Source organism: Ruegeria sp. YTSC199, from assembly GCF_059609725.1.
Genome location: NZ_JBXWMF010000037.1, coordinates 18,571 through 45,147 on the forward strand (window position 1 = coordinate 18,571; position 26,577 = coordinate 45,147).

Annotated in this window: 30 protein-coding genes and 2 tRNA genes; 23 read left to right on the top strand and 9 right to left on the bottom strand. The window is 59.5% G+C overall.

The window, feature by feature from the left end:
- Position 1: 1 nt before the first annotated feature.
- The 6 genes from AC2FEE_RS23425 to AC2FEE_RS23450 all read right to left on the bottom strand — a co-directional run bounded on the left by AC2FEE_RS23425 (position 2) and on the right by AC2FEE_RS23450 (position 6,569).
- Entirely contained in the window at positions 2-1,147 is a 1,146-nt protein-coding gene (locus tag AC2FEE_RS23425; RefSeq protein ID WP_496867862.1) for a cytochrome D1 domain-containing protein, read from the bottom strand.
- Positions 1,144-1,485 (bottom strand): c-type cytochrome, encoded by a 342-nt coding sequence (locus AC2FEE_RS23430; protein ID WP_496867890.1) that lies wholly within the window; start codon positions 1,483-1,485, stop codon positions 1,144-1,146. Before AC2FEE_RS23430 ends, AC2FEE_RS23425 begins: the two co-directional genes overlap by 4 nt.
- Positions 1,486-1,561: 76 nt before the next feature.
- Positions 1,562-2,323, bottom strand: coding sequence for a uroporphyrinogen-III C-methyltransferase (gene cobA, locus AC2FEE_RS23435; RefSeq protein ID WP_496867863.1), 762 nt, complete (start codon positions 2,321-2,323; stop codon positions 1,562-1,564).
- A 202-nt stretch (positions 2,324-2,525) separates the two neighbouring features.
- The gene (locus tag AC2FEE_RS23440; RefSeq protein ID WP_496867864.1) at positions 2,526-2,927 is read right to left on the bottom strand and encodes a cupredoxin domain-containing protein; all 402 of its coding nucleotides are present in this window, start codon (positions 2,925-2,927) and stop codon (positions 2,526-2,528) included.
- A 53-nt stretch (positions 2,928-2,980) separates the two neighbouring features.
- Positions 2,981-4,768: a NapC/NirT family cytochrome c gene (locus AC2FEE_RS23445; RefSeq protein WP_496867865.1), complete on the bottom strand. Its 1,788-nt coding sequence runs from the start codon at positions 4,766-4,768 to the stop codon at positions 2,981-2,983.
- Positions 4,769-4,892: 124 nt separating this feature from the next.
- A complete protein-coding gene (locus AC2FEE_RS23450; RefSeq protein ID WP_496867866.1) occupies positions 4,893-6,569 on the bottom strand; it encodes a cytochrome D1 domain-containing protein in 1,677 nt (558 codons plus the stop codon).
- Positions 6,570-6,804: 235 nt separating this feature from the next.
- Here AC2FEE_RS23450 and AC2FEE_RS23455 point away from each other — a divergent pair, with 235 nt between their 5' ends.
- The 7 genes from AC2FEE_RS23455 (at position 6,805) to AC2FEE_RS23485 (ending at position 13,495) form a co-directional block, all read left to right on the top strand.
- A complete protein-coding gene (locus AC2FEE_RS23455; RefSeq protein WP_496867867.1) occupies positions 6,805-7,986 on the top strand; it encodes an NnrS family protein in 1,182 nt (393 codons plus the stop codon).
- A gap of 99 nt (positions 7,987-8,085) precedes the next feature.
- Positions 8,086-8,535 (top strand): c-type cytochrome, encoded by a 450-nt coding sequence (locus tag AC2FEE_RS23460; RefSeq protein ID WP_170448418.1) that lies wholly within the window; start codon positions 8,086-8,088, stop codon positions 8,533-8,535.
- Positions 8,536-8,551: 16 nt separating this feature from the next.
- The gene (locus tag AC2FEE_RS23465; RefSeq protein WP_496867868.1) at positions 8,552-9,952 is read left to right on the top strand and encodes a cbb3-type cytochrome c oxidase subunit I; all 1,401 of its coding nucleotides are present in this window, start codon (positions 8,552-8,554) and stop codon (positions 9,950-9,952) included.
- A 2-nt stretch (positions 9,953-9,954) separates the two neighbouring features.
- Positions 9,955-10,764 carry a CbbQ/NirQ/NorQ/GpvN family protein gene (locus tag AC2FEE_RS23470; RefSeq protein ID WP_496867869.1) on the top strand — a complete coding sequence of 270 codons (810 nt, stop codon included), beginning with the start codon at positions 9,955-9,957 and terminating at the stop codon, positions 10,762-10,764.
- Between the two features lie 9 nt (positions 10,765-10,773).
- Complete coding sequence (locus AC2FEE_RS23475) at positions 10,774-12,696, top strand: nitric oxide reductase activation protein NorD (RefSeq protein ID WP_496867870.1); 1,923 nt, start codon at positions 10,774-10,776, stop codon at positions 12,694-12,696.
- Positions 12,693-13,241 carry a cytochrome c oxidase subunit 3 gene (locus AC2FEE_RS23480; RefSeq protein WP_496867871.1) on the top strand — a complete coding sequence of 183 codons (549 nt, stop codon included), beginning with the start codon at positions 12,693-12,695 and terminating at the stop codon, positions 13,239-13,241. Before AC2FEE_RS23475 ends, AC2FEE_RS23480 begins: the two co-directional genes overlap by 4 nt.
- Before the next feature lie 5 nt (positions 13,242-13,246).
- Positions 13,247-13,495: a cytochrome C oxidase subunit IV family protein gene (locus AC2FEE_RS23485; protein ID WP_496867872.1), complete on the top strand. Its 249-nt coding sequence runs from the start codon at positions 13,247-13,249 to the stop codon at positions 13,493-13,495.
- 56 nt (positions 13,496-13,551) lie between these two features.
- Here the strand turns inward: AC2FEE_RS23485 and hemA are convergent, their stop codons facing one another.
- Positions 13,552-14,775: a 5-aminolevulinate synthase gene (gene hemA / locus AC2FEE_RS23490; RefSeq protein ID WP_496867873.1), complete on the bottom strand. Its 1,224-nt coding sequence runs from the start codon at positions 14,773-14,775 to the stop codon at positions 13,552-13,554.
- Positions 14,776-14,953: 178 nt separating this feature from the next.
- Here hemA and AC2FEE_RS23495 point away from each other — a divergent pair, with 178 nt between their 5' ends.
- A complete protein-coding gene (locus AC2FEE_RS23495; RefSeq protein WP_496867874.1) occupies positions 14,954-15,646 on the top strand; it encodes a Crp/Fnr family transcriptional regulator in 693 nt (230 codons plus the stop codon).
- Positions 15,647-15,897: 251 nt separating this feature from the next.
- Here AC2FEE_RS23495 and AC2FEE_RS23500 read toward each other — a convergent pair.
- A tRNA-Thr gene (locus AC2FEE_RS23500) sits at positions 15,898-15,972 on the bottom strand.
- An 83-nt stretch (positions 15,973-16,055) separates the two neighbouring features.
- Here AC2FEE_RS23500 and AC2FEE_RS23505 point away from each other — a divergent pair.
- The 9 genes from AC2FEE_RS23505 to AC2FEE_RS23545 all read left to right on the top strand — a co-directional run bounded on the left by AC2FEE_RS23505 (position 16,056) and on the right by AC2FEE_RS23545 (position 22,610).
- Entirely contained in the window at positions 16,056-16,211 is a 156-nt protein-coding gene (locus tag AC2FEE_RS23505; RefSeq protein ID WP_496867875.1) for a hypothetical protein, read from the top strand.
- Between the two features lie 6 nt (positions 16,212-16,217).
- On the top strand, positions 16,218-17,486 hold the full coding sequence (murA, locus tag AC2FEE_RS23510) for a UDP-N-acetylglucosamine 1-carboxyvinyltransferase (RefSeq protein WP_496867876.1): 1,269 nt from the start codon (positions 16,218-16,220) through the stop codon (positions 17,484-17,486).
- Positions 17,483-17,959 (top strand): DUF2948 family protein, encoded by a 477-nt coding sequence (locus AC2FEE_RS23515; protein WP_496867877.1) that lies wholly within the window; start codon positions 17,483-17,485, stop codon positions 17,957-17,959. Before murA ends, AC2FEE_RS23515 begins: the two co-directional genes overlap by 4 nt.
- Before the next feature lie 61 nt (positions 17,960-18,020).
- The gene (locus AC2FEE_RS23520) at positions 18,021-18,473 is read left to right on the top strand and encodes a GNAT family N-acetyltransferase (protein WP_496867878.1); all 453 of its coding nucleotides are present in this window, start codon (positions 18,021-18,023) and stop codon (positions 18,471-18,473) included.
- A 53-nt stretch (positions 18,474-18,526) separates the two neighbouring features.
- A complete protein-coding gene (hisD, locus tag AC2FEE_RS23525) occupies positions 18,527-19,828 on the top strand; it encodes a histidinol dehydrogenase (protein WP_496867879.1) in 1,302 nt (433 codons plus the stop codon).
- Between the two features lie 859 nt (positions 19,829-20,687).
- Positions 20,688-21,167 (top strand): UPF0262 family protein, encoded by a 480-nt coding sequence (locus AC2FEE_RS23530; RefSeq protein WP_496867880.1) that lies wholly within the window; start codon positions 20,688-20,690, stop codon positions 21,165-21,167.
- Between the two features lie 3 nt (positions 21,168-21,170).
- Entirely contained in the window at positions 21,171-21,623 is a 453-nt protein-coding gene (locus AC2FEE_RS23535; RefSeq protein WP_496867881.1) for an arsenate-mycothiol transferase ArsC, read from the top strand.
- Positions 21,624-21,625: 2 nt separating this feature from the next.
- Positions 21,626-22,024, top strand: coding sequence for a ketosteroid isomerase-related protein (locus AC2FEE_RS23540; protein ID WP_496867882.1), 399 nt, complete (start codon positions 21,626-21,628; stop codon positions 22,022-22,024).
- A complete protein-coding gene (locus tag AC2FEE_RS23545) occupies positions 22,017-22,610 on the top strand; it encodes a GNAT family N-acetyltransferase (RefSeq protein WP_496867883.1) in 594 nt (197 codons plus the stop codon). Before AC2FEE_RS23540 ends, AC2FEE_RS23545 begins: the two co-directional genes overlap by 8 nt.
- 124 nt (positions 22,611-22,734) lie before the next feature.
- On the opposite strand, the gene AC2FEE_RS23550 is transcribed toward AC2FEE_RS23545, so the two are convergent.
- Complete coding sequence (locus tag AC2FEE_RS23550; protein WP_496867884.1) at positions 22,735-23,202, bottom strand: cupin domain-containing protein; 468 nt, start codon at positions 23,200-23,202, stop codon at positions 22,735-22,737.
- Between the two features lie 175 nt (positions 23,203-23,377).
- Here AC2FEE_RS23550 and AC2FEE_RS23555 point away from each other — a divergent pair, with 175 nt between their 5' ends.
- From AC2FEE_RS23555 to AC2FEE_RS23580, 6 genes are all read left to right on the top strand, one after another.
- Positions 23,378-24,253 carry a carbon-nitrogen hydrolase family protein gene (locus AC2FEE_RS23555; protein WP_496867885.1) on the top strand — a complete coding sequence of 292 codons (876 nt, stop codon included), beginning with the start codon at positions 23,378-23,380 and terminating at the stop codon, positions 24,251-24,253.
- A 91-nt stretch (positions 24,254-24,344) separates the two neighbouring features.
- On the top strand, positions 24,345-24,563 hold the full coding sequence (gene infA / locus AC2FEE_RS23560; protein WP_005978431.1) for a translation initiation factor IF-1: 219 nt from the start codon (positions 24,345-24,347) through the stop codon (positions 24,561-24,563).
- Between the two features lie 11 nt (positions 24,564-24,574).
- The gene (locus tag AC2FEE_RS23565) at positions 24,575-25,153 is read left to right on the top strand and encodes a Maf family protein (RefSeq protein WP_496867886.1); all 579 of its coding nucleotides are present in this window, start codon (positions 24,575-24,577) and stop codon (positions 25,151-25,153) included.
- A complete protein-coding gene (locus tag AC2FEE_RS23570; protein WP_496867887.1) occupies positions 25,150-26,172 on the top strand; it encodes a ribonuclease E/G in 1,023 nt (340 codons plus the stop codon). The genes AC2FEE_RS23565 and AC2FEE_RS23570 overlap by 4 nt, the downstream gene beginning before the upstream one ends.
- Positions 26,169-26,351 carry a DNA gyrase inhibitor YacG gene (locus AC2FEE_RS23575; RefSeq protein WP_496867888.1) on the top strand — a complete coding sequence of 61 codons (183 nt, stop codon included), beginning with the start codon at positions 26,169-26,171 and terminating at the stop codon, positions 26,349-26,351. The genes AC2FEE_RS23570 and AC2FEE_RS23575 overlap by 4 nt, the downstream gene beginning before the upstream one ends.
- 79 nt (positions 26,352-26,430) lie before the next feature.
- Positions 26,431-26,505, top strand: a tRNA-Phe gene (locus AC2FEE_RS23580).
- The last annotated feature ends 72 nt before the right edge of the window (positions 26,506-26,577 follow it).

Consider the following 26,577-nt stretch of genomic DNA (forward strand, 5'->3'; position numbering starts at 1 on the left):
GTCACAGCCCCGTTCTGTGTGCGCGCGCGGTAAAGAAGATGCCCGAGGGGCTGTCCGCATCGATCTCGCGCAGTTTTTCGAAGGTCTGGGTGTCGTAGACCATAACCTTGTTGGCGTCGCGCACGCTGATCCAGACCTCATGCCCGCGGGGCGTGAACTCCATGTGCAGCACCGCGGGGCCGGGTTTGAACTGGTGGATGATCTCTTTGCTGACACTGTCGATGACCTGAATCGTGTCGTTCAGCGGGTGGGCAAAATTCACCCAGACCTGCCGCCCGTCGGGTCGGGCCATGGCAAAGACCGGCTGGCCGTGCGTCTTGGTACGCCCGGTTTCGGTCAGGGTGTCAGAGTCGATCCACAAAACCTCGTGATGGCCAACAGCAGGCAGGACGAACTCGCGCCCGGTCAGCGCCCAGCCTTCCAGATGGGGCATCTTGTAGACCGGCATTTCCTCTTGTCCGCGCCCGTAGTCGGGCAGCACGCGGATGGGTTCGGGGTTTTCGGCCCAGAGATCCAGCGCGGTCAGTCCGTCCTCGCCGAACAGGCCGGTGATATAGGTGCGACCATTGGCGGTGATCAGTGCGTCATAAGGGTTCCTGCCCATATCGGTGATCTTGGTGATCGCGGGGTCGCCTTTGGCGAAATCGGCAATCCATGTCTCGCCCGTATCCCACATGGTAAACACAAAGCGACGGCCCGGCGCATCAACCAAACCGATGGTTTTGCTGTCGGTGGGAATATCGGCGACCATCTCCAGCGTGTCAGCATCAAAGACACGTACACCGCCGGGTTCATAGTTGGACACGGCCACCAGTTTGCCATCGTCAGAGATTGCGCCGCCGATGGCGTTGCCCGCCTGCACGACGCGATTCACGATCTGACGGGTGACAATGTCCACCTTGGTCAGCCCGCCGTCACGCCCGAAGACATACGCAAAGCGTTCATCAGGCGAATAGACCAGCGAGGCATGGGAGAGGTCGCCCAGCCCCTCGATCCGCGCCAGCGCGGCGCGGTCGGACTGGTCGACCAACAGGACTGACCCCTTGGCCCGTTCGATCACCAGACCCAGGTCTCCGGTTGCGGTAGGATCGGCATGTGCCGTTGTGATCATCAATGTGGCTGCAAGGCCGAGGATGAGATGTTTCATTGTTCCTCCTGTTCCAGCAGGTAACGGGCGATCCATTCGGCCTCTTCTTCGCTGATCAGGGGCCGCCACGGGGGCATTGCGGTATCGGGAATGCCATCAAGGATGACGCCGGTCAGGACGTCGGGATCGTAATGCTGCAATGTCTTGGACCGCAGATCGGGACCGAGGCCGCCTTTCAGCGACAGCCCGTGGCACGAGCCGCAATCCTGATGGACAAGTCGTTTCAGAGCGTTGGGGTCGATGGCGTCGGCGGCAAAGGCGGACGTGGCCAGAACTACGGCGGTCGTCAGCACGGCGTGCGCCGCCCAGCCCGGTCGTTGGGTCGCCCTGCGGGGCAACACCCGGCCCACCGCTCGGCAAGGCGCCTGGCTCCCCGCCGGGACCGGGCGCTGTCCCAGGCTATTATGACCAAGCTTAGCCATGAGCCTGTTCCAGCAGGTCCGCCAAAGGCCGTTCCGCGTAAAGTGACACCACATTGCCGATGATGAACAAGGTCGGCGCTTTCAGGTCGGCTTTGCGGACATCTGCCGCCAATTGATCAAGGCGGGATATCATGCGGCTCTCATCCGGTGTGGTGGCTTTGCCCACGGCCAGAACGGGGGTCGAGCCGGGCAGGCTCTCGGTCATCAGCCCCATGGCGATCTGGCCGATGTTGGCTACGCCCATATAGACCACCAGGGTCGAGTCGGGATCGGCCAGCCGTTTCCAGTCCAGGTCCAGCACCTTGTCGGCTTGTCGGTGGCCGGTAACATATTGAACTGAAGTCGCCAGCCCGCGATGGGTCAGCGGCACGCCGGTCGAACAGGAAGCCCCCTGTGCCGCCGTGATACCTGGTGCGTATTCTACAGCGATTCCATGAGCCATCAGATAGGCGGCTTCTTCCGAGCCGCGGCCAAAGATCATCGGATCGCCGCCCTTTAACCGGGCGACGGTGTGACCGGCCAGTGCCTCTTCTTTTAGGATTTCGTTGATGCGATCCTGCGGTACAGTGTGGCATTTGGGGGCCTTGCCCACCGGGATCAACCGCGCACCGTCGGCGTGCAGGGCGAGGATGTCGTCCGAGACCAGCCGGTCATAAACGACCACGTCGGCCTCTTGCAGCATACGCAGGGCGCGCAGGGTCATCAGCTCGGGGTCGCCAGGGCCGGCGCCAATCAGAAAAACCTTACCGCTCATGTGCTAACTCGCTTGTTCTGAATGTCTTCGGAACCCGGATCTGCCGGCAGCTTCCACGCGCGAATAGGGGACGTTGCTGGGTGAACCGGGCGTGTCATGAGGGCAAGTTGGCGTAATCCTAAACCAACCTCCTTGACATAAGTTAAGGAGCGCGGGATTAGCGCCCGCGCTCCTTTGATTTTGCCTGTATTTTTGCCTCGGCTCAGGGTTCGACTGTGATCATACCGATCATGTTCTGTGTTTCCCAATGTGGTCCGCACAGGTATTCCTGTGGGCCCGGCGTAAGGAATGTCATGTCCACCGATTCCTCAGGGAATAAACGGTCGCTTTCGGGTTCGCTGCCGTCTTTCAGCAGGACCGAATGGCTGGTGCGTTTGTCTACATTTACCCAACGCACGGTGGTGCCCGGCTTTACGGTCAATTCGCGAGGGCAGAAATTGTATTTGTACATCAGCACCACCTCGGCGTCCTCGACTGCGGACGAAGGTTGGTCAAACATCTCGACATATCGATCTTCGGCCTCGGCACAGACCTCGGCGGATTCATCGGCCCAGGCGGGCGCGGCTAGAAGCAGCAGCGCGGGAAGAAGGCGGTGGGGTTTCATCGTCCATGTCTCCTTTCCAAAGGGGAAGGGGCCGGATCATCCGGCCCCCTCAATTATTGTTTTACCACGTTTATGTTAGCTGTGTCGTCATCCAACGCAAGGCTGGTGTTCAGCGTCACGTGGTGGAACCGCGCAGCTGCATAGTCGTCGTGGATGGCAAAGCCGACTGTATAGGTATTGCCAGCCTCCAGCGGCACATCGCCGGGCGCGCCAGAGTTCAGCGGACGGGTAAAGACCACAGTCCACATTCCTCCGGAAAGTTCGGCCGATGCGGCGATCTCGCCCTCATTAACCACGCGCTGTTCCAGCAAGTAGCCGTTGGTGGCACTACCGTCCGCATACACACGCATCAGGTCAAGGTAGGTACCGTCGGCCAGATACTGCTCGATCTGGTCGGCGGCCTGCAGCTTGTCCCAGCCACCCAGCGCCTTGCCGCGACGGCCTTTGACTTCGACCTCGGTGCGGCTTTCGCTGATGTATTTGGTCACAGTATCCTGAGTGGCCAGACGGCCCGAGACATCACCATTTGCGGCAATCGCCTCCGCGCCCGGATCAAAGGGCATATAGGAGTTGTCCGCATGGCACGAGGCCCAGCAGCCCACCTGATCGCCCATTTCGATACCGGTGCCCGTAATCATCATGGCGACCTTGATCTGGTTGTCAGGGTCCATCTTGCCGCCGTCCACAAACGGCGCAGGATTGTGGTCCGCATCCGGCCATTGCAGGCGGACATACAGGTTCTCATCATCATGTGCCGCCTGCACCGTAGCGTCGATCACGCCGCGTTTGCCGGGGATCGGCGTTGGTTCCAGATCACCGCCAGCCACAATCTTATTGCCGATCATGTCCAGTTCCTTGGCGTGACAGGTCGAGCACTGATCGCCGCCTTTGGTCAACGGACGGGCACCACCGTGGAACTTGCCGTTCTGCACCCACTCAAACGAAGCCTGACCGGGGTAGAACAGTTTCAGATCCGCACTGGCGATCGCGTTCCAATCGACGTTGCCTGCAACATCGCTGCCACCGCCGCCTGCGGGCGCTGCGGCTTCTTCTCCGGCTGTATTTGCGCGCTCTTCGGCAACGGCTGCGTCTACAGCGGCAGCGATCTGTGCCTGAACGGCCGCTTGCTGCGCTTTCTTGGCCACTTTTTCCGCCTCGGCTTCGGCAGCTTCCTGGGCCTCGATCTTGGCAAGGCTGGCCATGTATTCCGGCGGGATCGGGCGGATGAAGTCCGGATTCGGGGCTTCAAGTTCCTCCAGATACTCTTCGTCGGCCCGGTCGCGGGCATCCGAGTGCGCAATACCCTTGTGACAGTCGATACAGGTCTGGCCGACCCCCATCGCGTTCAGGTGCTGCTGACGCGCGCGGGGTTTCTGGAATTCCGGCATCATCGATTCGAAATCGTGACAGTTGCGGCATTCGCGCGAGTCGCTGGATTTCATCCGCTCCCATTCGTTCATGGCCAGGTGTACACGCTTGGCTTCGAACTTTTCGCGAGTGTTGATGGTGCCGACCATTTTGCCGTACAGCTCTTTGGACGCCTTGATCTTGCGGATGATCTTGTGGGTCCAGTCCTTGGGCACGTGGCAGTCGGAACAGACCGCGCCCACGCCAGAACGGTTCACGTCGTGGATCGTACCTGTGTATTCCTCGTAGACGAAATCGCGCATCTCGTGGCACGAGATACAGAAATCTTTGGTGTTGGTGGCTTCCATGGCGGTGTTGAACCCGCCCCAGAAGATGATGCCGCCGACAAAGGCGGCAGCGATTCCGGCCACGGGCATTCCCCACAGGAAATACCGGCGCCAGATCGGTGGTTTTTTATCCGGTTCGGAGGTCATATCCGGGCTCCGTTATGGCTGTATTGACTGGCCCGGTATGTCGGGCGGGCGTGTTTGGCTGAACTGTCAAACGAGGAAAGGGCGGGCGAGGGGCCCGCCCTTTCCGGTTGTGGTATCAAACCCGTCAGGTGACGTGGTTCGAGCGGTTGTAGACGTTGAACTTGCCGGTCGGGGCATACAGCCCTTCGATGCGACCGATTTCTTCCAGCGTCTTGGCGTCGAAGATCACGATCTGACCGTTGGGCTCTTTCGAGTCCGACAGGTTCCACTTGGATACCCAGACCTCGGTCCCATCCGCGTTGAATTCGAAGTGAACAGCGGCGCTGCCTTCGTCTTCGGTGATCTGGATGGTTTTCACGATCTCGCCGGTCTCTTTCGAGATGACCTGCACAGATTGCTGAACCTCAGGTTCCGGGTGCTTGGTCTGGTCTGCCCAGATGTAGTCCGAATTCGGGTGCGTACGGACAAACAGGCCGGGGCCGTCGGTTTCCACTTCGTAGCAGGTTTTCCAAGCCTGATCCGGATGACCTTCCGGGTCGTTACCCCAGACGGTTACGGTGCCAACACCAAGGTGGGTTGTGCCGGCGACCGGGCCGCAATTCGGGTCAACCCAGTTGGCGCCAGGGCCAGGGTGCGGCAGCGCCGCGGTGTCGATCATCGCCTCAAGTTTGTGGGTTTCGGTATCGACAACCACCATCTTGTTCGACGCGTTTGCGGCGATCTGGAAATAGCGGCCTGTCGGGTCGAAGAACCCGTCATGCAGGAACTTGGCGCTGTCGATCTTGTCGATCCGCAGGTTGTCCAGATCGGTGTAATCGACCTGCCACAACTGACCCAATTCCTTGATCGCGACAATCCAGGTCGGCTCGTTCGGCGTTGTGTAGATTGCGGCCACGCGGGCCTCTTCCACATAGTCGCCGTCTACGTTCACACCGCGGGTCGATACAACCTTGACCGGTTCCATTGTCTGGGCATCAACGATTGCAAAGTGCGGCGGCCAGTAACCACCACCGATGACGTATTTGCCGTCGCCGGAAACGGCCACGTCACGTGCGTCATAGGCAATCTTGACTTCCGAAACCAACATGTTCTCAGGCTTCTGCCAGAGGTCGATCTTGGTCATCTTGCCGTCGCGGCCCATGGTGTACCAGAAGCGGCCGGGGTGCTCTGGCTCGGTAATGCTGTGGTGTTCCGATGCTTTCAGAACGTGCACGGCGTAACCTGTCGGGATGTGTGTCAGCACTTCTTTGGTGTCACCGTCGATAACGGCCACTTTACCCACGTCACGTTCGATGACGACGAAGAAGTTTTCCCAGTTGCGGCCGTGAAGCGGCTCGGTCGGGTAGTCGGCTTCTTCAATATAGACCTTGCGGGTCTCTTTCATTTGCTCCAGCGACATCTCTGGCGGCTTGGGAGCCTCCATCTGGATGTAGGTCGCCATATCTTTGATTTCCTGCTCGGACATGATGTCCGAGAAGTTGTTCATCCCGCCTTCGGTACCCCAGGCGATGATTTTCTCAAGACGTTCCTGCCCAAGTGCAAGGGTCCCGCCTTCGGTCACGGTACCGTCGGCTGCGGTTTTCTTCCAATGTGGTTCAAGACTTTTGCCGGTGGCGCCTTTGCGCAGAACGCCGTGACAGCCTGCGCATTGTTCGAAATAAAGCTGTTTGGACGATTCAAACGCTTCCTCGCTGAGGGTTGGCTCTTCGGCGAAGGCTGGTGCAGCGACGCTGCCCAGCAGCATCGCCAAACCGGCCCCAAAGGCGCGGCCAGTTTTGTTGTAGCTGATTCCAAGTGACATGATCACTCTCCATTTGCGTGGTGAGGCATCCCCAAGGGTGGAGCATCGCGCGACAGCACTCCTTGACGAAAGTCAACACAAGGGGTGCAATTCTGGGTGGCAACTAAAAAAAATCGCCAAAAAAACCTTGGAGAAATCTGAGTATTAGACACATGTTTTCCGACGTTTTGATTTTGGTTAAGTCGCCGGCTCGGCGGCGCTGCTAGGACTTGGAAAACCGTCAAGGAGAGCAGCCATGCCCGCAATCGTCGCCCGTATTCTTGGTGAGGCGTTTCGTGTTTTCTTTCTGTCCGCGGGTCTCTACGGCCTGTTTGTGGGGTTGGTTTGGGGGCTGTGGCTGGCGGTGCCCTACATGGCGCCGGATTATGGCATGACACCACCAATGTGGCACGCGCACGAGATGATCTTTGGCTATGCCACCGCCGCGCTGGGCGGGTTCTTTCTGACGGCTGTGCCCAATTGGACCGGCGCGCCTGAGGCGCGCGCGCGCTTTGTTACTCTGGCTGCAGGGCTATGGCTGGCGGGTCGGATGGCCATGTGGTTTTCCGGGATGCTGCCGCCAGTGTTGGTTGCGGTGGTCGATTTGGCCTTTGTGCCTGTTTTGGCAGCTAAAATCCTGACTCAGCTGATCCGCCGCCCAAAACCGCAGAACATGATTTTCCTGCTGTTGCTCAGCCTGATCTGGGTCGCGGATCTGATGACTCATCTGGAATGGATAGGGGTCACGGCGGACACGTTGCAAACCGGGCTGCGCGCAGGGTTGCTGAGCTTGTGTGCGATGATTGCCATTCTCGGGGGACGGATCACACCGGCCTTCACCCGCAATGCCATGAAGCGCGAAGGCGTGCCCGAGGCGGACTGGCCGGTGTCGGTCGCTGTCCTCGATAAGGCGGGGATGATTCTGGCCCTGATTCTGCCGCTGAGCGCCTTGGTGTTTGATGCCGGGCCGGTAGCCGGGGTGTGTGCGCTTGTATTGGGAGCGGTGCAGGTATTGCGCATGGCCCGCTGGCGCACACGCTGGGCTGCGCGGCAGCCGATTCTGCTGGCGCTGCATCTGGGTCTTGGAATGCTGGCGCTTGGGCTGATTCTCTGGGGGCTGTCGGTGCTGGGTGTGGGTAATGAAGTCGCTGCCTTGCATGTTCTGGGCATCGGTTGCGTGGGCGGCATGACCCTGGCGGTCATGAGCCGCGCTGCGCTGGGCCACAGTGGCCGTGCACTGATTGCGCCTGCCCCTATGGTTGTCGCCTATGGGCTGATGGCCGTGGCTGCTCTGTCGCGGTGGATCGGAGCGGAGCTGAACGCAGGCTATATGGTGGCGATGCTGCTGTCCGATGGCCTGTGGGTCTGCGCCTTTGCGCTGTACCTGATTGCAATGTGGCCCGCCCTGACAGGTCCCCGCGCCGCCCGGGCGGGATGAATTTCAATTACTTCGGCCAGCCTTGACTTTCGTTAAGGAGACACCATCGCCCAGCCGCCATGGTGTTCAGACTAGCTAATCTGCGCAAAGGAGAGCGCGATGCGAGAAGTCATGACCAAGAGCATGGCCCGCAACATATTTTATGGCGGGTCACTGTTCTTTATTCTCATCTTTCTGGCCCTGTCGGCCCATTCACACTGGTATATCGTGAACTCCGAGAATTCGGCAAAACTCGATGAAAGTGTGGTTCGCGGCAAACATGTCTGGGAAAAACACGCCTGTATCAACTGTCATACGATTCTGGGTGAAGGGGCCTACTTTGCCCCCGAAGTTGCGAACGTAATGACTCGCTGGGGCGTCCTCGACGACCCGGAATCGGCCTTTGAATCCCTTAAAGGCTGGATGGAGGCGCAGCCGACCGGCATTCCCGGTCGTCGGCAGATGCCGCAATTCAACCTCAGCGACGAAGAACTCCGCGACCTGACCAACTTCCTGATCTGGACGGACAATATCGACGCTCAGGGCTGGCCGCCCAACGAGGCCGGCTGAGAAAGGGAACGGAGAAATGAAATACGAATCCCAAAAAATCGCCTATGCCTACTTTGCGGTGGCAATGGCCCTGTTTGCGATCCAGGTGATCGGCGGCCTGCTGGCCGGTTTGATCTATGTGTTCCCAAACTTCCTGAGTGAGCTTCTGCCGTTCAACATCGTGCGGATGCTGCACACCAACTCGTTGATCGTCTGGCTGATCCTGGGCTTCTTCGGTGCTGCCTACTTCCTGATCCCGGAAGAGGCTGAGCGCGAAATCCACTCGCCCAAGCTGGCCTACCTGCAGCTGATCATCCTGGTGGTCGGTACATTGGGCGTGGTTGTGACCTATGTCTTCAACCTGTTCGAAGGCAACTGGCTGCTGGGTAAAGAGGGGCGTGAGTTCCTTGAGCAACCCAAATGGGTCAAAGCGGGCATCGTCGTGGCCGCGCTGATCTTCCTTTACAACGTGTCGATGACCGTTCTGAAGGGCAAGAAGACCGCCATCACCAACATCCTTCTGTTGGGCCTTTGGGGTCTGGCGCTGCTGTTCCTGTTTTCCTTCTACAACCCGGGCAACCTGGCCTTGGACAAACAATACTGGTGGTATGTCGTCCACCTGTGGGTTGAAGGCGTGTGGGAACTGATCATGGCCTCGATCCTGGCCTACCTGATGCTGAAACTGACCGGTGTGGACCGCGAAATCGTCGAGAAATGGCTCTATGTCATCGTCGCCGCCGCGCTGTTCTCAGGCATCCTTGGTACGGGTCACCACTACTACTGGATCGGTACACCCGCGTACTGGCAGTGGATCGGTTCGATCTTCTCGAGCCTCGAAGTGATCCCATTCTTCGCGATGATGGCCTTTGCCTTCGTCATGGTCTGGAAAGGTCGTCGTGACCACCCCAACAAGGCCGCACTGCTGTGGTCGCTTGGCTGTGCCACGCTTGCCTTCTTTGGTGCCGGTGTCTGGGGTTTCCTGCACACGCTGCACGGGGTGAACTACTATACCCACGGTACGCAGATCACTGCAGCCCACGGTCACCTGGCCTTCTACGGTGCATATGTCTGCCTCAACCTCGCGATCTTTAGCTATGCGATGCCGATCCTGAAGAACCGTGATCCGTACAATCAGGTGCTGAACATGGGTTCGTTCTGGCTGATGACCAGCGGCATGGTCTTCATGACCTTCGTGCTGACTTTCGGCGGTACCGTGCAAACGCACATGCAACGTGTGGTCGGTGACTACTTCATGGACGTGCAGGACCAGATCGCGGTCTTCTATTGGATGCGTCTTGGTTCCGGCGTTGTCGTTGTCCTCGGTGCGCTGCTGTTCATCTACTCGATCTGGGTGCCCCGGAAAGAGATGGTTGAACCCGGCCCGATCGAACGCGACCGGCTGGAAAACGATCCTGACCACGTCGCAGCGGAGTCATGAAGATGGACGGCTCAAGAAACATGGGAACGGGGGCGGCTGACGCCCCCTTCTACCTGCCCCAGCGTGATGAATGCGATGTGTTCACCGCCGCCTACAACAACGACCTGCCGGTTCTGCTGAAGGGGCCGACAGGCTGCGGCAAGACCCGCTTTGTAGCCCATATGGCCGCCCGTCTGGGTCGTCCGCTTTATACCGTGGCCTGCCACGATGACCTTGCCGCAGCTGACCTGATCGGGCGCTACCTGTTGAAAGGCGGCGAAACCGTCTGGGTTGATGGTCCCTTGACCCGCGCGGTGCGCGAAGGCGCGATCTGCTACCTTGATGAGGTGGTCGAAGCTCGCAAGGACGTGACCGTCGTGTTGCACCCGCTAACCGACGACCGACGCATCCTGCCGATCGACCGCACTGGCGAAGAGCTTGAGGCCGCGCCCGGTTTCATGCTGGTCGCCTCGTATAATCCCGGATACCAGAATATCCTTAAAACCCTGAAACCCTCGACCCGGCAACGGTTCATCTCTCTCGAGTTTGACTTCCCGTCGCCCCAGATGGAGGCCGAAGTTGTCGCCCAGGAAAGCGGGCTGGCGCTTGAGCGCTGCAAGCCGCTGATCCGGTTGGCGAACAAGCTGCGCGGGCTCAAGGGTCAGGATCTTGAGGAAGGCGTTTCCACCCGCTTGGTCGTTTATGCCGCGACGCTGATCGCACAGGGCATGTCGACCGACCGCGCCATCCTTGCCGCAATGATCGAACCTCTGACTGATGACGAGGACATCAAACGCGGGCTCCTCGATCTTGTCACGGCTGTCTTTGGGTGAGGCCGGCCAATGGTCAAGATCGACTTTGAGCCATGGGAACCCGAAGAAACGATCGGGAAACTGTGGCACACCCTTGCCAGCCGCCTCGATGCACCTGAGGTGCATGTTGGAGCCGCGGTCGACCTCTCTGAGGTCGCGGGGCGGTTGGCAGTCCTCTTTCGGGGACTTGGGGGTAGTCCGGGCGTTGAATTGCGCCCGGTCTCGCCCGAGGTTTCACGCCACCGCCTGAGCTGGCGCCGCCGCTTGGCAACCGAAGCCGAGCTGATGCCGCGCGCCTCGTTCGATGGCGAGGTGTTGCGCCTGCCGGATCGGTTGGCGGTTTATCCGCTGCGCGAGGCAAACGGCGCACTTTTTATCTGGCTGGCTGCTACTGCAGCTCATGCCGGAGCCCGAATTGACGAAGATGACCCGTTGCGCGCCGATCTGCACGCGCTGGTTGCGGCCCGGCAGATGGTTGAGGTCACGCTGGAAGACGCCCCGGGTCTGCGCCCTCTATACAAGGAACTGTGCAAGGGGTTGCTGCACCAGCGCAGCGTTCCCGATCTGCCGCCGGCCGAGGCCGCGGTGGAAAGCATCGTTCGTCATATGCTGGGCGATCCCGACTCGTTGTCGGACCGCGCCAAGGCATACTTGGAGATGGACGCCGAGGTTGCGGCCCCGCGCGGATATCAGCACTTTCGACCTGTACCGCTGTGGCCCGAACTGCGCGCCGTCGGCTTTTCCGAACATACCGAGGTTGAGAATCCCGATACCGAAGGCGAGCCCGAGGAGTCCGGTGAAAAGACCCACCGCGCGCGACGTCGCAAGTCCGACCAGGCCGAGCGCAGCGACAGTTTCATCCTGCACAAGTTTGAAGCGATCCTGAGTTGGGCCGAGTTCCTGAACCTGAACCGCCGGGTCGATGATGACGATCCTGACAACGCCAAGAAGGCTGCCGACGATCAGGAAGAAATCGGACTGGGACAAATCTCCAAAGCGCCACCGACCAAACTGAAGCTGCATCTGGACCTCGCACCCGAAGATGTGAACCGCGAGCGGCTGTCGGGCCGTATCCTCTATCCGGAATGGGATGTCCGTACCGGGCAGTATCTGCCGGACCACGTGAATGTTCTGCTGTCGGACGCCGAGATCCGCGAAGACGCCGCCGAGTTTGGCAAAGACCCCGCCACCGCCCGCCGAATCCGTGCCGTGAAGCGCCAGTTCGAGGCCCTGCGCCCCGGCCGGGTGATGACGCGCGGCCACCTGGATGGCGATCAGCTCGATATCGAAGCCGCTGTGCGCGCCGAAACCGACAGGATGGCCAGCGGTGAGGGCAACGAACGCATCTGGATGCAATCCCGCCCCGTGGCGCGCGATCTGGCGGTGTCAATCGTGCTGGATGTCAGCCGTTCTACCGAAAGCGCCGTCACAGGCCGCGCCGTGATCGATATCGAACGCGAGGCGCTGGCCGCTTTGGCCTGGGGCCTGAATGCCTGCGGTGACGATTTCGCCATCCACGCCTTCAGCTCGCTGAAACGCCAGCGCGTTTTTGTGCAGCGTTGCAAACGGTTTGATGAGCCGATGGGCAGCACCGTCGAACAGCGCATTGCCTCGCTGCGGCCCGGTCACTACACACGGCTGGGCGCCGCAATTCGTCATTGTTCTGCCGATCTGGCCAAGCAATCCCGAAAGCGCCGCCTGCTGCTGGTGATCACCGACGGCAAACCGAACGATCTGGACCATTACGAGGGCCGCCACGGCATCGAAGACACGCGCCAGGCTGTTCTTGAGGCGCGCCGGGCCGGACAATCGGTCTTTGGCGTAACCATCGATAAAACCGGCAAAAGTTGGTTCCCCCGTATGTTCGGGCAAGGCGGTTTTGCTGTCATCCCCGATCCGCACCGTCTGACAATGGCCTTGCCGCAGATCTACCGCCAATTGGTTGGCGCATGAGCGATGCCTCTCTGATCGACGAGCTTCCGGGCGAGTTGCTGATGTGGGTTCTGATCGTCTCGGAACTGCTGGTGTTCGGTGCCGGGATGATCGCATTCATGGGGGTGCGCCTGACTGATCCGGCGGGCTTTGCCGAGGCGCAGTCGCATTTGCACCGCACGGGCGCGGCGTTCAACACCGCTGTTCTGGTCACGTCTGGCTATCTGGCGGCGCAGGCCCTGCACTGGCGGCAGGCTGCCCGGCGCGGAGCGGCGCGTTTGGCCTTGCTTGGGGCTGCTCTGCTGGGCGTGGTATTCCTGATCATAAAAGGCACGGAGTACGCGGACAAAGCGGCACAGGGGATCGGATACGAAACGCACCCGTTCTTTCTGTTTTATTACCTGCTGACCGGTTTTCACGCCGCGCATGTGCTGGCCGGGGTTGGCATTTTGCTGTTGGTCTCGTGGCGGGATGATCCCCGCAATATCGAGGCAGGTGCCCAGTTCTGGCACATGGTTGATCTGGTCTGGATCATGCTGTTCCCCGTTATCTATCTGCTGGGATGAGGGACATGATCGCAAACACTCTCACACGGGCCTGGCTTGCTCTTCTAGTGCTAAGCCTTGGGTCGGCGGTGTTGACCACGATGCCGTTGCCGTCTGAGGTTCTGGGCGGTGGGATTCTGATTTTTGCGCTGGCCAAATCCCGCATAATCCTAGCCCGATACCTGGACCTTGCTGCCAGTCCGTCTTGGCTGCGCGGCTTCACCATGGTTCTGACGGGGTTTGCGGTGCTGATCTTCGGCCTCTACCTGATCTGAGAAAGAAAAAAGCCGCCCTGAAAGGGCGGCAGGTTTCCAAGCAAGGGGCGCTTTGGTTATTGGGCAGCCATCGGCAGGCGCGCGATCTGGCACCGTTGCCACAGGGCCGACAGCGCATTGACCAGATGGTCGATATCGGCATCGGTGTGAACCGGAGACGGAGTGATCCGCAGGCGCTCGGTTCCTTTGGGAACGGTAGGGTAGTTGATCGGCTGGATGTAGATGCCGAACTCTTCCAGCAGCGTGTCCGAAATGAATTTGCATTTGACTGGATCACCGACCATCACGGGAATGATGTGGCTGGGGTTTGGCAGATGCGGGATGCCCTCGGCGTCCAGACGGGCGCGTACCTGCGCCACGCGGGCTTTTTGCAGATCGCGTTCGGTGCTCGACTGTTTCAGATGCCGAATTGAGGCCGCAGCGCCAGCCGCGATTGACGGGGGCAGGGCGGTGGTAAAGATGAACCCGCTGGCAAAGCTGCGTACAAAATCACACAGCGCGGCCGTAGCGGCGATATAGCCACCTACCACACCGAAGGCTTTGCCAAGCGTGCCTTCGATCACGGTCAGGCGATCCATCAGACCTTCGCGTTCGGCAATGCCGCCGCCACGCGGACCATACAGACCTACGGCGTGGACCTCATCCAGATAGGTCATGGCGCCGTATTTGTCTGCCAGATCACAAATCTCTTTGATCGGCGCGATGTCTCCGTCCATTGAATAGACCGACTCAAATGCGATCATCTTTGGCGCATCGGGATCAGCGGCGGCCAATTTCGCCTCAAGATCCTCAAGATCGTTGTGTTTCCAGATGACCTTTTGAGCGCGTGAGTGGCGGATACCTTCGATCATCGAGGCGTGGTTCAGGGCATCTGAAAACACAATCAGTCCGGGGATTTTAGAAGCAAGGGTGCCAAGGGCGGCCCAGTTCGAAACATATCCCGAGGTGAACAGCAGCGCGGCTTCTTTGCCGTGCAGATCAGCCAGTTCGGATTCCAGCAGTACGTGATCATGGGTGGTGCCTGAGATGTTCCGCGTGCCACCCGCGCCTGCGCCGCAGCGGTCCAGCGCGTCATGCATGGCTGAAATCACGGCAGGGTGTTGACCCATGCCCAGGTAATCGTTCGAGCACCAGATCCGCACGTCCCGCTGCACCGGTCCGTCGGTTTGGCGCGCATTTGGGAAGGATCCGCAGCGACGTTGCAGATCGATGAAGACGCGATAGTTTCCTTCTTCCCGCAAACTATCGAGGCTTTGGCTGAAAAATCGCTCGTAGTCCATCTTTCTGGCTCCCCGGAATACTGGCTTTGGTGCGAGATTAGGCGCGTCGTACTCAATGCGACATGACTATTGTCAAGTTGACCTCGGAAAAGACTGGTGCGTTGGGCGCAGCTTTGGCATAGCCTGAACCCGAAGGATGTACCGGTCAGAAGATCGACTAGGGAAAAGGGGAACCTTCTTGGCTCACGAAGCGCAAAAAGCAATCGCGCGGCAATCGCTCCTGCTCAAGAGCTTGCCGGATCAGCATGTTGATACTCTGCTCAGTCATGCGATCTGGCGCAGCTATGATCGCGGCGAGACGATTTTCCTGCAGGAAGAAAAGGCCAAGGCCGTACACGTGGTGCTGGCGGGTTGGGTCAAGCTGTTCCGCATGTCGCCCACCGGGGCCGAGGCGGTGGTGAGTGTCTTTACCCGCGGCGAAAGCTTTGGTGAAGCGGTTGCGCTGAGGAACGTTCCCTATCCTGTCTCTGCCGAGGCGGTGTCGGCCTGCGAAATCATGCATATCCCCAGCCCGTTGTTGCTGTCGCTGATGAAGGAAGACCCCGAGATCGGAGTATCGATCTTGGCCTCGACCTTTACCCATCTGCATGCGCTGGTGGCGCAACTGGAACAACTAAAGGCCCAGACAGGCGCGCAGCGGGTGGCCGAGTTCTTGCTGAGCCTGTGCGATACCGATGCCCATGCTTGCGACGTGGAACTGCCCTATGACAAGATGCTGATTGCCGGGCGTCTGGGCATGAAGCCGGAAAGCCTGAGCCGCGCCTTTTCGCGGCTCAAGACTGTTGGTGTGAAGATCAACCGCAACCACGCCGAGATCGCAGATGTCGACCGCCTGCGAGACTACGCTGAAAGCGATCCGTCAGAGAAGTAGTCGTCCGGATTGTCTGCCCCCATTCGGAAATTCAGACCTTGATCGGTTTCTGGCTGTCGAATCCGCACGTCTGGCTACAACGCGGCGTGTTCAGGTCCGTTGGAACGTGCACTACAGCGCAGTAAATCCCGTTTTATTTGTTGTTGACTGGTGCCAGCAAGGCTGGAGTCAACGTCTGCGTCTCTTGTGTGGGAACCTGAAGGCGCAAGCAGTTGGCTTTTCGTAAGTTTTTGAGAATTATGAGGAAATCATGGTGCTGCTGGAGAGAATTGAACTCTCGACCTCTCCCTTACCAAGGGAGTGCTCTACCTCTGAGCTACAGCAGCGCCGTGGGCGGGTGATTAGACTCAAACGAAACGCGGCGCAAGGGTGTCTGGACGGTTTTTTTCGCCTCCTGTAGAGAAAGACAATGACAGATAAAAATTCACCCAAAAAACAAGGCAAATCCGGTGATGCACGCGAGGAGCGGCTGAAGGCAGCGCTTAAGGCGAATATGGCGCGGCGCAAGGCGCAGGCCAAGGCGCGGGCGGCATCCGGAGACACTGCCGATAAGGACGAGGGATAAGAGCAGATGGATTCGATTTTGGTGACGGGCAACGGCCCGCTAAACGGTCAGATACCGATTGCAGGGGCCAAAAACGCGTGTCTGACGCTGATGCCAGCCACTTTGTTGAGCGAAGAACCGCTGACACTGACCAATGCGCCGCGGCTGAGCGACATCAAGACCATGACCCTCTTGTTGCAGTCGCTGGGGGCCGAAGTTTCCTCGCTGCAGGACGGGCAGGTGATCGCCATGTCCAGCCACAGCCTGACCAGTCACGTCGCCGACTACGAAATCGTCCGCAAAATGCGTGCATCCAACCTGGTTCTGGGCCCGTTACTGACCCGGTTCGGAGAAGCCGTTGTTTCGCTGCCCGGTGGGTGCGCAATTGGCGCGCGACCGATGGACCTCCACGTTGAGGGTCTCGAGGCGCTGGGCGCTGAGATTGAACTGAAGGACGGTTACCTGCACGCCAAGGCACCAGGCGGTCTGAAAGGCGCGGTGCATGAGATGCGCTTTGCCTCTGTCGGCGCGACCGAGAACATCGTTATGGCGGCCACGCTGGCAAAGGGTACCACGGTGCTGAAGAACGCCGCGCGTGAGCCAGAGATTGTCGATCTGGTCGAATGTTTGCGAAAGATGGGCGCGCAGATTTCGGGTGAGGGCACCTCGACCATCGAAATTCAGGGCGTTGATCGCCTGCACGGCGCGACTCATCAGGTTGTCACTGACCGGATCGAACTGGGCACCTATATGCTGGCTCCCGCTATCTGCGGTGGCGAGGTCGAGCTGCTGGGCGGTCGGATGCGTCTTGTTGATTCTTTTGCTGAGAAACTGGAGGCCGCCGGAGTCAGCGTTACGGAAACCGACAAGGGCCTGAAAGTGGCGCGCAAGAATGGGCGCGTTCAGTCCGTGGACGTGGTCACCGAACCGTTCCCCGGTTTTCCGACCGACCTGCAGGCGCAGATGATGGCGCTGATGTGTACGGCCGAGGGTACCTCGGTGCTGGAAGAGCGTATTTTCGAGAACCGCTTCATGCACGCGCCGGAGTTGGTGCGTATGGGTGCGAATATCGAAGTGCACGGTGGTACGGCTACGGTCACCGGTGTGGAGAAATTGAAGGGCGCGCCGGTGATGGCGACAGACCTGCGGGCCTCAGTCTCGTTGATACTGGCGGGGCTGGCAGCCGAAGGTGAAACCACGGTCAGCCGGGTCTATCATCTGGATCGCGGATATGAACATGTAGTGCGCAAGCTGGAAGGCGTGGGTGCCAAAATCGAACGGATCAAAAGCCAATGACAGACGCAAGCTTTCACGACGGGCGCGAAGCCCCGCTGAACCTGGGTGCCGAAGATCGCGATGACCTGCAGGTGATCTCGACACTGACGCAGGACGCCGTATTCCCGATGACCGAGATGACATGGCAGCCGTCGCAGCGCCGGTTTGGCCTGCTGTTGAACCGCTTTCGGTGGGAAGATAAGGACGCCGCTACCCGCCGGGGGCGTGCATTCGAGCGTGTCCAATCGGTTTTGGTGTTTGACTCGGTGCTCTCGGTGGCCAGCCAGGGTGTAGATCGCAGCGACAAGGATATGGTGATGTCTTTGCTGTCGGTCGATTTCGAAGCGGGTGAGGACGGCGTAGGTCAAATCATCCTGACTCTGGCAGGTGACGGCGCGATCCGTCTGACGGTTGAGGCGATTGACGCCACGCTCAAGGATGTGACCCGCCCCTATCAGGCCCCATCGGGTCAGGCTCCACACCATCCGGAATAAGCGCGGCATATCGCAAGCTTTCTCCGGGCCTCCGGCGGGTTCGGAACTGCGCCGCGCGACCGTGTTCGACGTGTTCGATCTGAGCCGGGTTCTAGTCCGCTCGATCACCCAGCTGTGTAAGGCGGATCATCAGGGTGACCCGCAATCCATCGCGAAATGGACGGCGAACAAAGACCCTGAGACGATTCGGCGCTGGATTATCGACGGGGGACAAATCTGGTTGGCCGAGCGTTCGGGTCAAGTCGCCGCCGTAGGTGGATTGCGTGACGATGAGGTCACGCTGCTCTATATCGATCCGGATCACACCGGGCATGGCATCGGGTCGGCCTTGCTGCATCAACTGGAACAGGAGCTGATCGCTTCGGGCCATACCGAAGCCCGGCTTGAGGCGACGCAAACGGCGCAGGCGTTTTATAGGCGGCACGGCTGGCAGCCCACCGGGCAATGCGGCGCGCGCGGTGACGTTTCCTGTTTCGCCATGCGCAAATCGCTGCACCCCGCCGAGAAGGGTTGAGGCCAGCCCATCCCGGCGATATGTCCCGATCAAATGCCCCGGAGAGCCAGATCATGCCCGTTTTCCTAGATTCCTCGTCGCCCGAGTTTGAAACCGCCTTTCAGACGCTGTTGTCGGCCAAGCGAGAAGACAGCCCGGATGTCGACGCCGTGGTTGCGGAGATCATTGAGGATGTGCGCACCCGGGGCGATGCGGCGGTGATTGAGCTGACCGCCAAGTTCGACCAATTGGAGCTGACGCCGGAAACGTTGGCGTTTTCCGCAGATGAAATCGCCGAGGCGGTCACGCAGGTCTCGGACGCGGACCGTGCCGCGCTGGAACTGGCTGCCGAACGCATCCGGGCCTATCACGATAAGCAGATGCCGGAAGATCATCAGTGGACCGACGCCGCCGGGGCGACACTGGGGTGGCGCTGGTCGGCGGTTTCGGCGGCGGGGCTTTACGTCCCGGGCGGTCTGGCCTCGTACCCGTCTTCTGTTCTGATGAATGCGATTCCGGCCAAGGTGGCTGGGGTTGACCGGCTTGCCATTGCGGTGCCGACGCCGGGCGGTGAGGTTAACCCTCTGGTCCTGCTGGCGGCGCAACTGTCGGGCGTCGACACGATCTATCGCATCGGTGGCGCGCAGGCGATTGCGGCGCTGGCGTATGGTACCGAATCCGTCGCTCCGGTGGACAAAATCACCGGTCCGGGAAATGCCTTTGTCGCTGCTGCCAAGCGCCGGGTTTTCGGCAAGGTGGGCATCGACATGATCGCTGGCCCATCCGAGATTCTGGTGATCGCCGACAAGGACAATGAGCCGAACTGGATCGCGCTGGACCTGCTCAGCCAGGCCGAACATGACGAAAGCGCGCAATCGCTTCTGATCACCGACGATGCTGCATTCGGACAGGAAGTGGCGCAGGCCGTTGAAAAGCGCCTGGAAACCCTGCAGCGCCGCGCGATTGCCGGAGCCAGTTGGCGCGATTTTGGTGCTGTGATTACCGTGCGCGACTTGGACGAGGCTGCCGCGCTGTCAAACCGCATCGCACCGGAACATCTTGAGCTTTGCGTCGCTGACCCGGTGGCGCTCAGCCAGAAAACCATTCACGCCGGGGCGATCTTTCTCGGTCAGTATACACCCGAAGCAATCGGCGACTATGTTGGTGGCCCCAACCACGTGTTGCCGACCGCGCGTTCGGCCCGGTTTTCTTCCGGCCTCAGCGTGATGGATTTTCTAAAGCGTACCACGCTTAGCCAGATGACGCCGGAAGCGCTGCGCGCGATCGGCCCTGCGGCCGAGCAACTGGCACAGTCGGAAAGTCTGGAAGCGCACGGCTTGTCCGTCACGGCACGGCTAAAACGATTGAACGATTGAGTTTTTTCGGTCTGCTGGCCACTCCGTCACTCAATTTGATGCCCGGCAAGTCAATCAGGTGTAAGGATTTGAACTTGGAGCGCGTGGCTAGCCTCTGGGTGGGAGTAAAGTTCAGCTAGCTGAGGCACCTGTGCCGGAAACCCATTGCCGATGTCGATCAATAGCCGTTCGTCTACCTCTATGCAGACCTTGCGAACATCCCGGACCACATTGAGGCCCGACATGCCCGCGAAAAACTCGCTCGCTTGAGACTTGCCGTGGCCCGGTTACCAGACTTGGGGTCGTCCACGCAGACCTGTTCCGACTGAAGCTTCTGCTTTCATCTGGGCGGATCATGAATGGCGCGCTGGCCATGCCCGGAGGTAGCCCTGCGTCGAAGAATATGCGCAAACACGCCAGTGGCAGCAGTTTCATCCCTTTCCGGTGGATCGACGAGAAAAAGAAGCCCGAGGCGCATTTTTTGGCCCCACTTATTGGAGCCTGCCTCCCACAGTTTTGGACAACCGATGCGGTCCACTATTATTGAATTCTCCCGAACACAAAACGGCGGTGCCGCGCCCGGGTGCCGTATCCGATCCCCTAGCGTTACCAATACCTTTGGAATGCCCCGGACTGCCCAAGCTTTAGTTTCTTGAGTGAGACAAGAAAACGTCCGTGCCTTTCTATCGGGCGTAGTTCCGCAAGATTTTCTGGGGCGCAAGAGCAGTGAGCGTTCGCGCGTCGAAACGCTTTCGCGAAAACAAGGCATCAATCCATTGGACCACACGATCTAGACGCAGCACTCGAACGGTTACCGAGTGCGTTGCCCATTCAATTCCCATGCGCTAAGTCTGTGCCGACTTGAACGGACCTGACTCCTATGACCCGCATTTCGCATATCGAACTGGATGACCGAAATCTGCCCCCGCCGACCCCCGAGATCGAGCAGGAGCGCAAGGTTGCTATCTATGACCTGCTGGAAGACAACAGCTTTGCGCTGCCTCAGCGGGACGGCCGCGAGGTGCCCGTGGGGCCATACCACGTGCAGTTGTCGATCCGGGACAAGCGGCTGGTGTTCGACGTCGCCACCGAGGCCGAAGAAAAAGCGGCCGAGTTCCACCTGTCACTGGGTCCGTTCAGACAGGTGGTCAAAGACTATTTTCAGATCTGCGAAAGCTATTTCAACGCGGTCAAGACCTTGCCGCCCAGCCAGATCGAAACCATCGACATGGCACGGCGCGGTATCCACAACGAAGGCAGCCGCGTGCTGCAGGAGCGGTTGGAAGGAAAAGCAGATATTGATACCGACACCGCCCGTCGCCTGTTCACGCTGATCTGCGTGCTGCACTTCGGGGGCTGACGGGTGACGCCTTTGCCGCAGTCGGTCCTGTTCTGTTGCGACCACAACTCGGTCCGGTCTCCGATGGCCGAAGGCATCATGAAAAAGTTCTATGGCACCGGGACCTATGTACAATCTGCCGGTGTGCGCAACGACTTTGAGATCGACGGGTTCTGCATTTCGGTTTGCCAGGAGATCGGCGTTGAACTCTCTCGCCACCGGACACGCTCGTTTGACGAGATGCAGGAATGGGGCGATGACCTCAGCTCTTTCGACCTCGTGGTTTCCCTGTCGCCCGCCAGTCAGCGAAAAGCGTTGGAACTGACCCGGATTTTTCACCTGGATGTCGATTATTGGCCAATAATGGACCCTACTGGGTTGGGCGAGAATCGTGCAGAAAAGCTATTTCACTACCGACAAACCCGCGATCAGATCATCAAGCATCTGATAGAGCGCTGGGGTAAACCAACGGAGTGACCATGAACCAGACCGTCAAAACCTATTTCGAGGCTTTCAATGCAGACGATGTGGACGGCATGTTGGCCTGCCTTTCTGATGACGTGGCCCATCACGTGAACGAAGGCCAGATCCGCGTCGGCAAGGAGAAATTCACGGCCTTCTGCGATCACATGACCCGCTGCTACAAAGAGAACTTGACCGATATCGTTGTGTTCGAGGCCGAAGGCGGCACTCGTGCGGCGGCCGAGTTCATCGTCAACGGCACCTATCTGGAAACTGATGATGGCTTGCCCGAGGCGCATGGCCAGACCTACCGCCTGCCCGCCGGGTCGTTTTTTGACCTGAAGGATGGCAAGATCACCCGCGTCACCACCTACTACAACCTCGCCGACTGGACCAGGCAGGTCTCGAATGGCTGAGGTCACCGCCGTCCGCCCCCTGACCGGAGCGGCGCTGGAGGCCGCTCTGGACGACGTGGCGCGCCTGCGGATCGAAGTATTTCGGGCGTGGCCGTACCTGTATGACGGTGACCTGGACTATGAACGCAAGTACCTGCAATCCTACCGCGACAGCGACAAGGCGATTGTCGTCGGCGCCTTTGATGGGGATCGTCTGATCGGAGCCTCAACCGGGGCGCCTTTAACCGAACACGCCAACGATTTCGCCGCGGCTTTCGAAGGGTCCGGGCTGGATTTATCTGAGATATTTTACTGCGCTGAATCCGTACTGCTATCTGATTATCGGGGGCAGGGCGTTGGCCACAAATTCTTCGACCTGCGCGAGGGGCATGCCCGCGCGTTGGGATTCAAAAAGTGTGCCTTCTGCAGTGTACAGCGTCCGGTGGAACATCCGATGCGACCGGTGACCTATCGGCCGTTGGATACCTTCTGGCGCGCGCGGGGGTACGAGCCTCTGCTGGGCGTTGTGGCGCAGTTTTCGTGGAAAGACGTCGGTGAGGTAGGCGAGACCCTGAAGCCATTGCAGTTCTGGGTCAGGAATCTGTAAACCGCGTTCTTCTGTTACTTGGGAGAAGTCGCGTTCGGTTTAGGGACGTCGATCACGTCCCTCTGCCTTTTAGAAACTCGCACAAACAAGACCAATGAATGGCGACCGTGGATGCCGAATATAACTAGTTTACGACCCCCAGATCACAAATCACAACCTTCACTGGTTCGTCGCTTCGATTAAAGAACCAGTGATCGGTATCTGCGTCCTCAATCAACGCGATGTCTGTTCCTGCTGGATATTCTTGTTCACCTTCCGCGCGGCCTTCGATCCACGTACCCTCCAGGGTATAGACAAGTCCGGGTCGGGTAGCATGATCGTGCCGCGCGACCTGACCGCCTGGTTCCGCTGTGGCAAGTCTCAATTGTAAGAAGTAACCTTCCAGACCCGTTTGCCTGGCCATTGATTCCTCAGGCACAATGCCCAGTTTCGTAATGCCTATCCCCTTATGCTCTGTTGGGTAGTTTCCTTGCGCCACGCCTTTGCCGGTGCTCAAGGCTCCCATCAGCAGGCCCGCACTGAACAACGCAAACCCTAGTAAGGTGAGTTTCAAGTGTCTCATTTCACCCTCCATTTTCAGATGTTCGCGCACTCAACCATAACACAATGCACTTGCCCTGTCGTCGACCGCCAAGCCATCCGGATGGGAGTACACCGCCAAGATCGTGCGGAACTTTCCGCTCATTCTCTCAAGCCGGTAGATTGGGCTGTACAGTCCAGAAACTCACCTCTTAATGTCAGGCGAGATTTTTTTGGAGAGTGAGACATTGAAAGTCGCAACCGCCGCCTACAACCTCGACTGGCTCGACAGCTGGGCGCAGTATGAGGACAAGCTGGATCGTTGGGTTTCGCAGGCGGTGGGTCAGGGGGCCGGGTTGTTGGTCTTCCCTGAATACGGTGCGATGGAACTGTCGACGCTCGACGGCGCTGAGGTGGCGGGCGATCTGGAGCGTTCGATCCGGGCCGTATCGGATCGGATGGAGCAGGCGCAGACCCTGCATCAGCGCCTCGCTCAGGAATACAAAACCTACATTCTGGGCGCATCGGCGCCGGTTGTGGATGGGCCGGGCCGTCCGGTAAACCGCGCAGCGCTCTACGCGCCTGATGGCGGACAGGATCATCAGGACAAACAGATCATGACCCGGTTCGAGCGCGAAGACTGGGATATCGTGCCGGGCGGGCCACTCAAGCTCTTCGACACTGCATTGGGCAAAATCGGCGTGTTAATCTGCTATGACAGTGAGTTCCCCTTGCTGGGCCGAGCGTTGAGCGAGGCTGACCTGATCCTTGTTCCTTCGTGTACCGAAGCATTGGCAGGCTATTGGCGCGTTCGCATCGGGGCGATGTCGCGAGCGTTGGAAAATCAATGCGTTACAGTAATGGCGTCTCTGGTCGGGAACAACGACTGGTCCGAGGCGGTGGATGTGAACACCGGCACCGGCGGCGTTTTTGGCCCGCCTGACAAGGGCTTCCCAGCGACCGGCGTGCTGTCTGAGGGCGTCCTGAACCAGACCGGCTGGACCTATGCTGATATCGACCTGACTGCCATTGCCGAAGTCCGCGCCGATGGGAATGTCCTGAACCGCATCCACTGGGAAGAGCAGGCGCCCCGAGTCGATTCAGTCACAATATCGCGCCTTTAGGCGATTCCGCCCTTGAAATAGGGCCAAAATAGGCTCATTTAAGCCCACATCCCCGTAGATTCTGCGGGTGCAACGTAATGATGGAGACAACATGGCCAAGGAAGATACGCTCGAATTTCCCGGTGTCGTGAAGGAACTCCTGCCTAATGCGACGTTTCGGGTCGAGCTGGAAAACGGCCATGAGATCATCGCACATACGGCAGGCAAGATGCGCAAGAACCGCATCCGCGTTCTGGCCGGCGACAAGGTTCAGGTCGAGATGACCCCGTATGATCTGACCAAGGGTCGGATCAACTACCGCTTCAAGTAACGCCTGCCGCAATGGCGTTTATCTTAGGATCGGGCAGCCCAAGGCGGCTGGACCTGCTGGCCCAGCTTGGCGTGCAGCCCGATGCCATCCGCGCCCCCGACATCGACGAAACGCCCCTGAAGGGCGAGTTGCCGGTGCCCTACTGCAGCCGTATCACGCGGGCCAAAGTGCAGGCGGTGCAGGCGGATAATGACGATATTACCCTGTGCGCGGACACCACCGTCGCGCTGGGTCGCCGTATTCTGGGCAAACCCGAAGACGCGGGCCAAGCGGCCGAATTCCTGCATGCCTTGTCCGGTCGGCGGCACCGCGTGATCACCTCGGTCGCCGTGCGGCGTGGGGACCGGATATTGCAACGGGATGTTGTTTCCCAAGTCAAGGTCAAACGTTTGTCGGACGTGGAAATCAACGCCTATCTGGCGACCGGAGACTGGCAGGGAAAAGCGGGTGCCTACGCCATCCAAGGCCCAGCAGGCGGGTTCATCCCATGGATTTCGGGCTCGTTCACCGGCATTGTGGGTTTGCCGCTGTCCGAGGCTGCCGCCCTTTTGCAAGGCATCGGTTATCCGCTGTATCGTGAGGCATCATGAAGGGTCGTACCATCGTTCTGGACCACATTGAAAACCGCGAAGCAGCTGCTTTGATGGTGGACGGAAAGCTTGACGATTTCTTGATCGCGTCAGACGCTCCCGCGCCGGGAACGATCTATCGCGCCCGCGCCGACCGTCCGGTCAAAGGGCAGGGCGGCATGTTCCTGACAACGCCTGGGGGCCCGGCCTTTCTGCGCCAGGTCAAGGGGTTGGCGCCGGGTGCGCTTTTGCTGGTACAAGTTACGGGCTATGCTGAACCGGGCAAAGCGCTGCCTGTAACCGACCGTGTCCTGTTCAAAAGCCGCTATGCAATTGTCACACCCGATGCGCCCGGCCTGAACATCTCGCGTTCCATCCGTGACGAGGAAGAGCGCGACCGCCTGCTCGAGATCGCGCACGAGTGCATGGAGGGCAGCGACTATGGCCTTATCCTGCGGTCGTGCTGCGTGGGAGAGGATGCGGGCGAGATTGCCGAAGATATCAGCGCCATGCTGGCCCACGCTGATCAGGTTTTGAATGATCCCGGAACCGCACTCGAGCTTCTGCTCGAAGGTGACGGCCCGCACGTATTGGCCTGGCGCGACTGGACCGACCCGGCTGAGGTTGTGACACAAGCGGGTGGGTTCGAGGCGCAGGGCGTTCTCGATGCGCTGGATGTGGCGCGCGGGATATCCGACCCGCTTCCGGGCGGGGGCCATCTGTTCATCCAGCCCACGCGCGCGCTGGTTGCCGTGGATGTGAACACCGGGTCCGATACGTCTCTGGCCGCTGGAACCAAAGCCAATTTCGCCTGCGCCAAAACGTTGGCCCGCGCGCTGCGTGTACGCGGCCTTGGTGGGCAAATCACGGTGGACCTGGCCCCCATGCCCAAAAAGGAACGCCGCGGCTTCGAATCGACTCTGCGGGCCGCGTTCAAAGCGGATGGGATCGAGACCACTCTGGCCGGCTGGACACCTTTGGGGCACTATGAACTCCAGCGCAAACGTGGCCGTATTCCGCTGTCAGAGGTGTTGAAATGAGCTGTCCGATCTGCGCCGAAGACACGGTGGATAGGTTCCGCCCGTTCTGCTCCAAACGCTGTGCCGACATCGACTTGGCCAAGTGGCTGAACGGATCATATGCGGTTCCTTCGCAGCGCGAAGAAGACCTGGACGCGGAGGTCACTGAGGGCGAAACAGAGCAATCCCGCCCACATTGAAAAAATGTCAAAAAGGCTCTGGACACTGCCAGTAGCAAGTCATAGAAGGCCTCCACCCAACGATGAACATCGTTCCCGTGCCCGGGTAGCTCAGGGGTAGAGCAGTGGATTGAAAATCCTCGTGTCGGTGGTTCGATTCCGCCCCCGGGCACCATTCCCAACAGGTAAGCTACTGTTTCCCTTCAGCTTTAACTGGAGCTGACCAAGGGCGTAGTACATGCTGGAG

Excerpts from the sequence above, each read along its gene's own strand:
- AC2FEE_RS23460 (WP_170448418.1), top strand. The coding sequence starts at position 8,086 with ATGCGAGAAGTCATGACCAAGAGCATGGCCCGCAACATATTTTATGGC.
- AC2FEE_RS23455 (WP_496867867.1), top strand. The coding sequence starts at position 6,805 with ATGCCCGCAATCGTCGCCCGTATTCTTGGTGAGGCGTTTCGTGTTTTC.
- AC2FEE_RS23545 (WP_496867883.1), top strand. The coding sequence starts at position 22,017 with ATGGCTGAGGTCACCGCCGTCCGCCCCCTGACCGGAGCGGCGCTGGAG.
- AC2FEE_RS23470 (WP_496867869.1), top strand. The coding sequence starts at position 9,955 with ATGGACGGCTCAAGAAACATGGGAACGGGGGCGGCTGACGCCCCCTTC.
- hemA (WP_496867873.1), bottom strand. The coding sequence starts at position 14,775 with ATGGACTACGAGCGATTTTTCAGCCAAAGCCTCGATAGTTTGCGGGAA.
- AC2FEE_RS23505 (WP_496867875.1), top strand. The coding sequence starts at position 16,056 with ATGACAGATAAAAATTCACCCAAAAAACAAGGCAAATCCGGTGATGCA.
- AC2FEE_RS23540 (WP_496867882.1), top strand. The coding sequence starts at position 21,626 with ATGAACCAGACCGTCAAAACCTATTTCGAGGCTTTCAATGCAGACGAT.
- AC2FEE_RS23425 (WP_496867862.1), bottom strand. The coding sequence starts at position 1,147 with ATGAAACATCTCATCCTCGGCCTTGCAGCCACATTGATGATCACAACG.
- AC2FEE_RS23575 (WP_496867888.1), top strand. The coding sequence starts at position 26,169 with ATGAGCTGTCCGATCTGCGCCGAAGACACGGTGGATAGGTTCCGCCCG.
- AC2FEE_RS23485 (WP_496867872.1), top strand. The coding sequence starts at position 13,247 with ATGATCGCAAACACTCTCACACGGGCCTGGCTTGCTCTTCTAGTGCTA.
- infA (WP_005978431.1), top strand. The coding sequence starts at position 24,345 with ATGGCCAAGGAAGATACGCTCGAATTTCCCGGTGTCGTGAAGGAACTC.
- AC2FEE_RS23565 (WP_496867886.1), top strand. The coding sequence starts at position 24,575 with ATGGCGTTTATCTTAGGATCGGGCAGCCCAAGGCGGCTGGACCTGCTG.
- AC2FEE_RS23570 (WP_496867887.1), top strand. The coding sequence starts at position 25,150 with ATGAAGGGTCGTACCATCGTTCTGGACCACATTGAAAACCGCGAAGCA.
- AC2FEE_RS23515 (WP_496867877.1), top strand. The coding sequence starts at position 17,483 with ATGACAGACGCAAGCTTTCACGACGGGCGCGAAGCCCCGCTGAACCTG.
- AC2FEE_RS23480 (WP_496867871.1), top strand. The coding sequence starts at position 12,693 with ATGAGCGATGCCTCTCTGATCGACGAGCTTCCGGGCGAGTTGCTGATG.
- AC2FEE_RS23440 (WP_496867864.1), bottom strand. The coding sequence starts at position 2,927 with ATGAAACCCCACCGCCTTCTTCCCGCGCTGCTGCTTCTAGCCGCGCCC.
- hisD (WP_496867879.1), top strand. The coding sequence starts at position 18,527 with ATGCCCGTTTTCCTAGATTCCTCGTCGCCCGAGTTTGAAACCGCCTTT.
- AC2FEE_RS23465 (WP_496867868.1), top strand. The coding sequence starts at position 8,552 with ATGAAATACGAATCCCAAAAAATCGCCTATGCCTACTTTGCGGTGGCA.
- AC2FEE_RS23445 (WP_496867865.1), bottom strand. The coding sequence starts at position 4,768 with ATGACCTCCGAACCGGATAAAAAACCACCGATCTGGCGCCGGTATTTC.
- AC2FEE_RS23475 (WP_496867870.1), top strand. The coding sequence starts at position 10,774 with ATGGTCAAGATCGACTTTGAGCCATGGGAACCCGAAGAAACGATCGGG.
- AC2FEE_RS23450 (WP_496867866.1), bottom strand. The coding sequence starts at position 6,569 with ATGTCACTTGGAATCAGCTACAACAAAACTGGCCGCGCCTTTGGGGCC.
- AC2FEE_RS23530 (WP_496867880.1), top strand. The coding sequence starts at position 20,688 with ATGACCCGCATTTCGCATATCGAACTGGATGACCGAAATCTGCCCCCG.
- cobA (WP_496867863.1), bottom strand. The coding sequence starts at position 2,323 with ATGAGCGGTAAGGTTTTTCTGATTGGCGCCGGCCCTGGCGACCCCGAG.
- murA (WP_496867876.1), top strand. The coding sequence starts at position 16,218 with ATGGATTCGATTTTGGTGACGGGCAACGGCCCGCTAAACGGTCAGATA.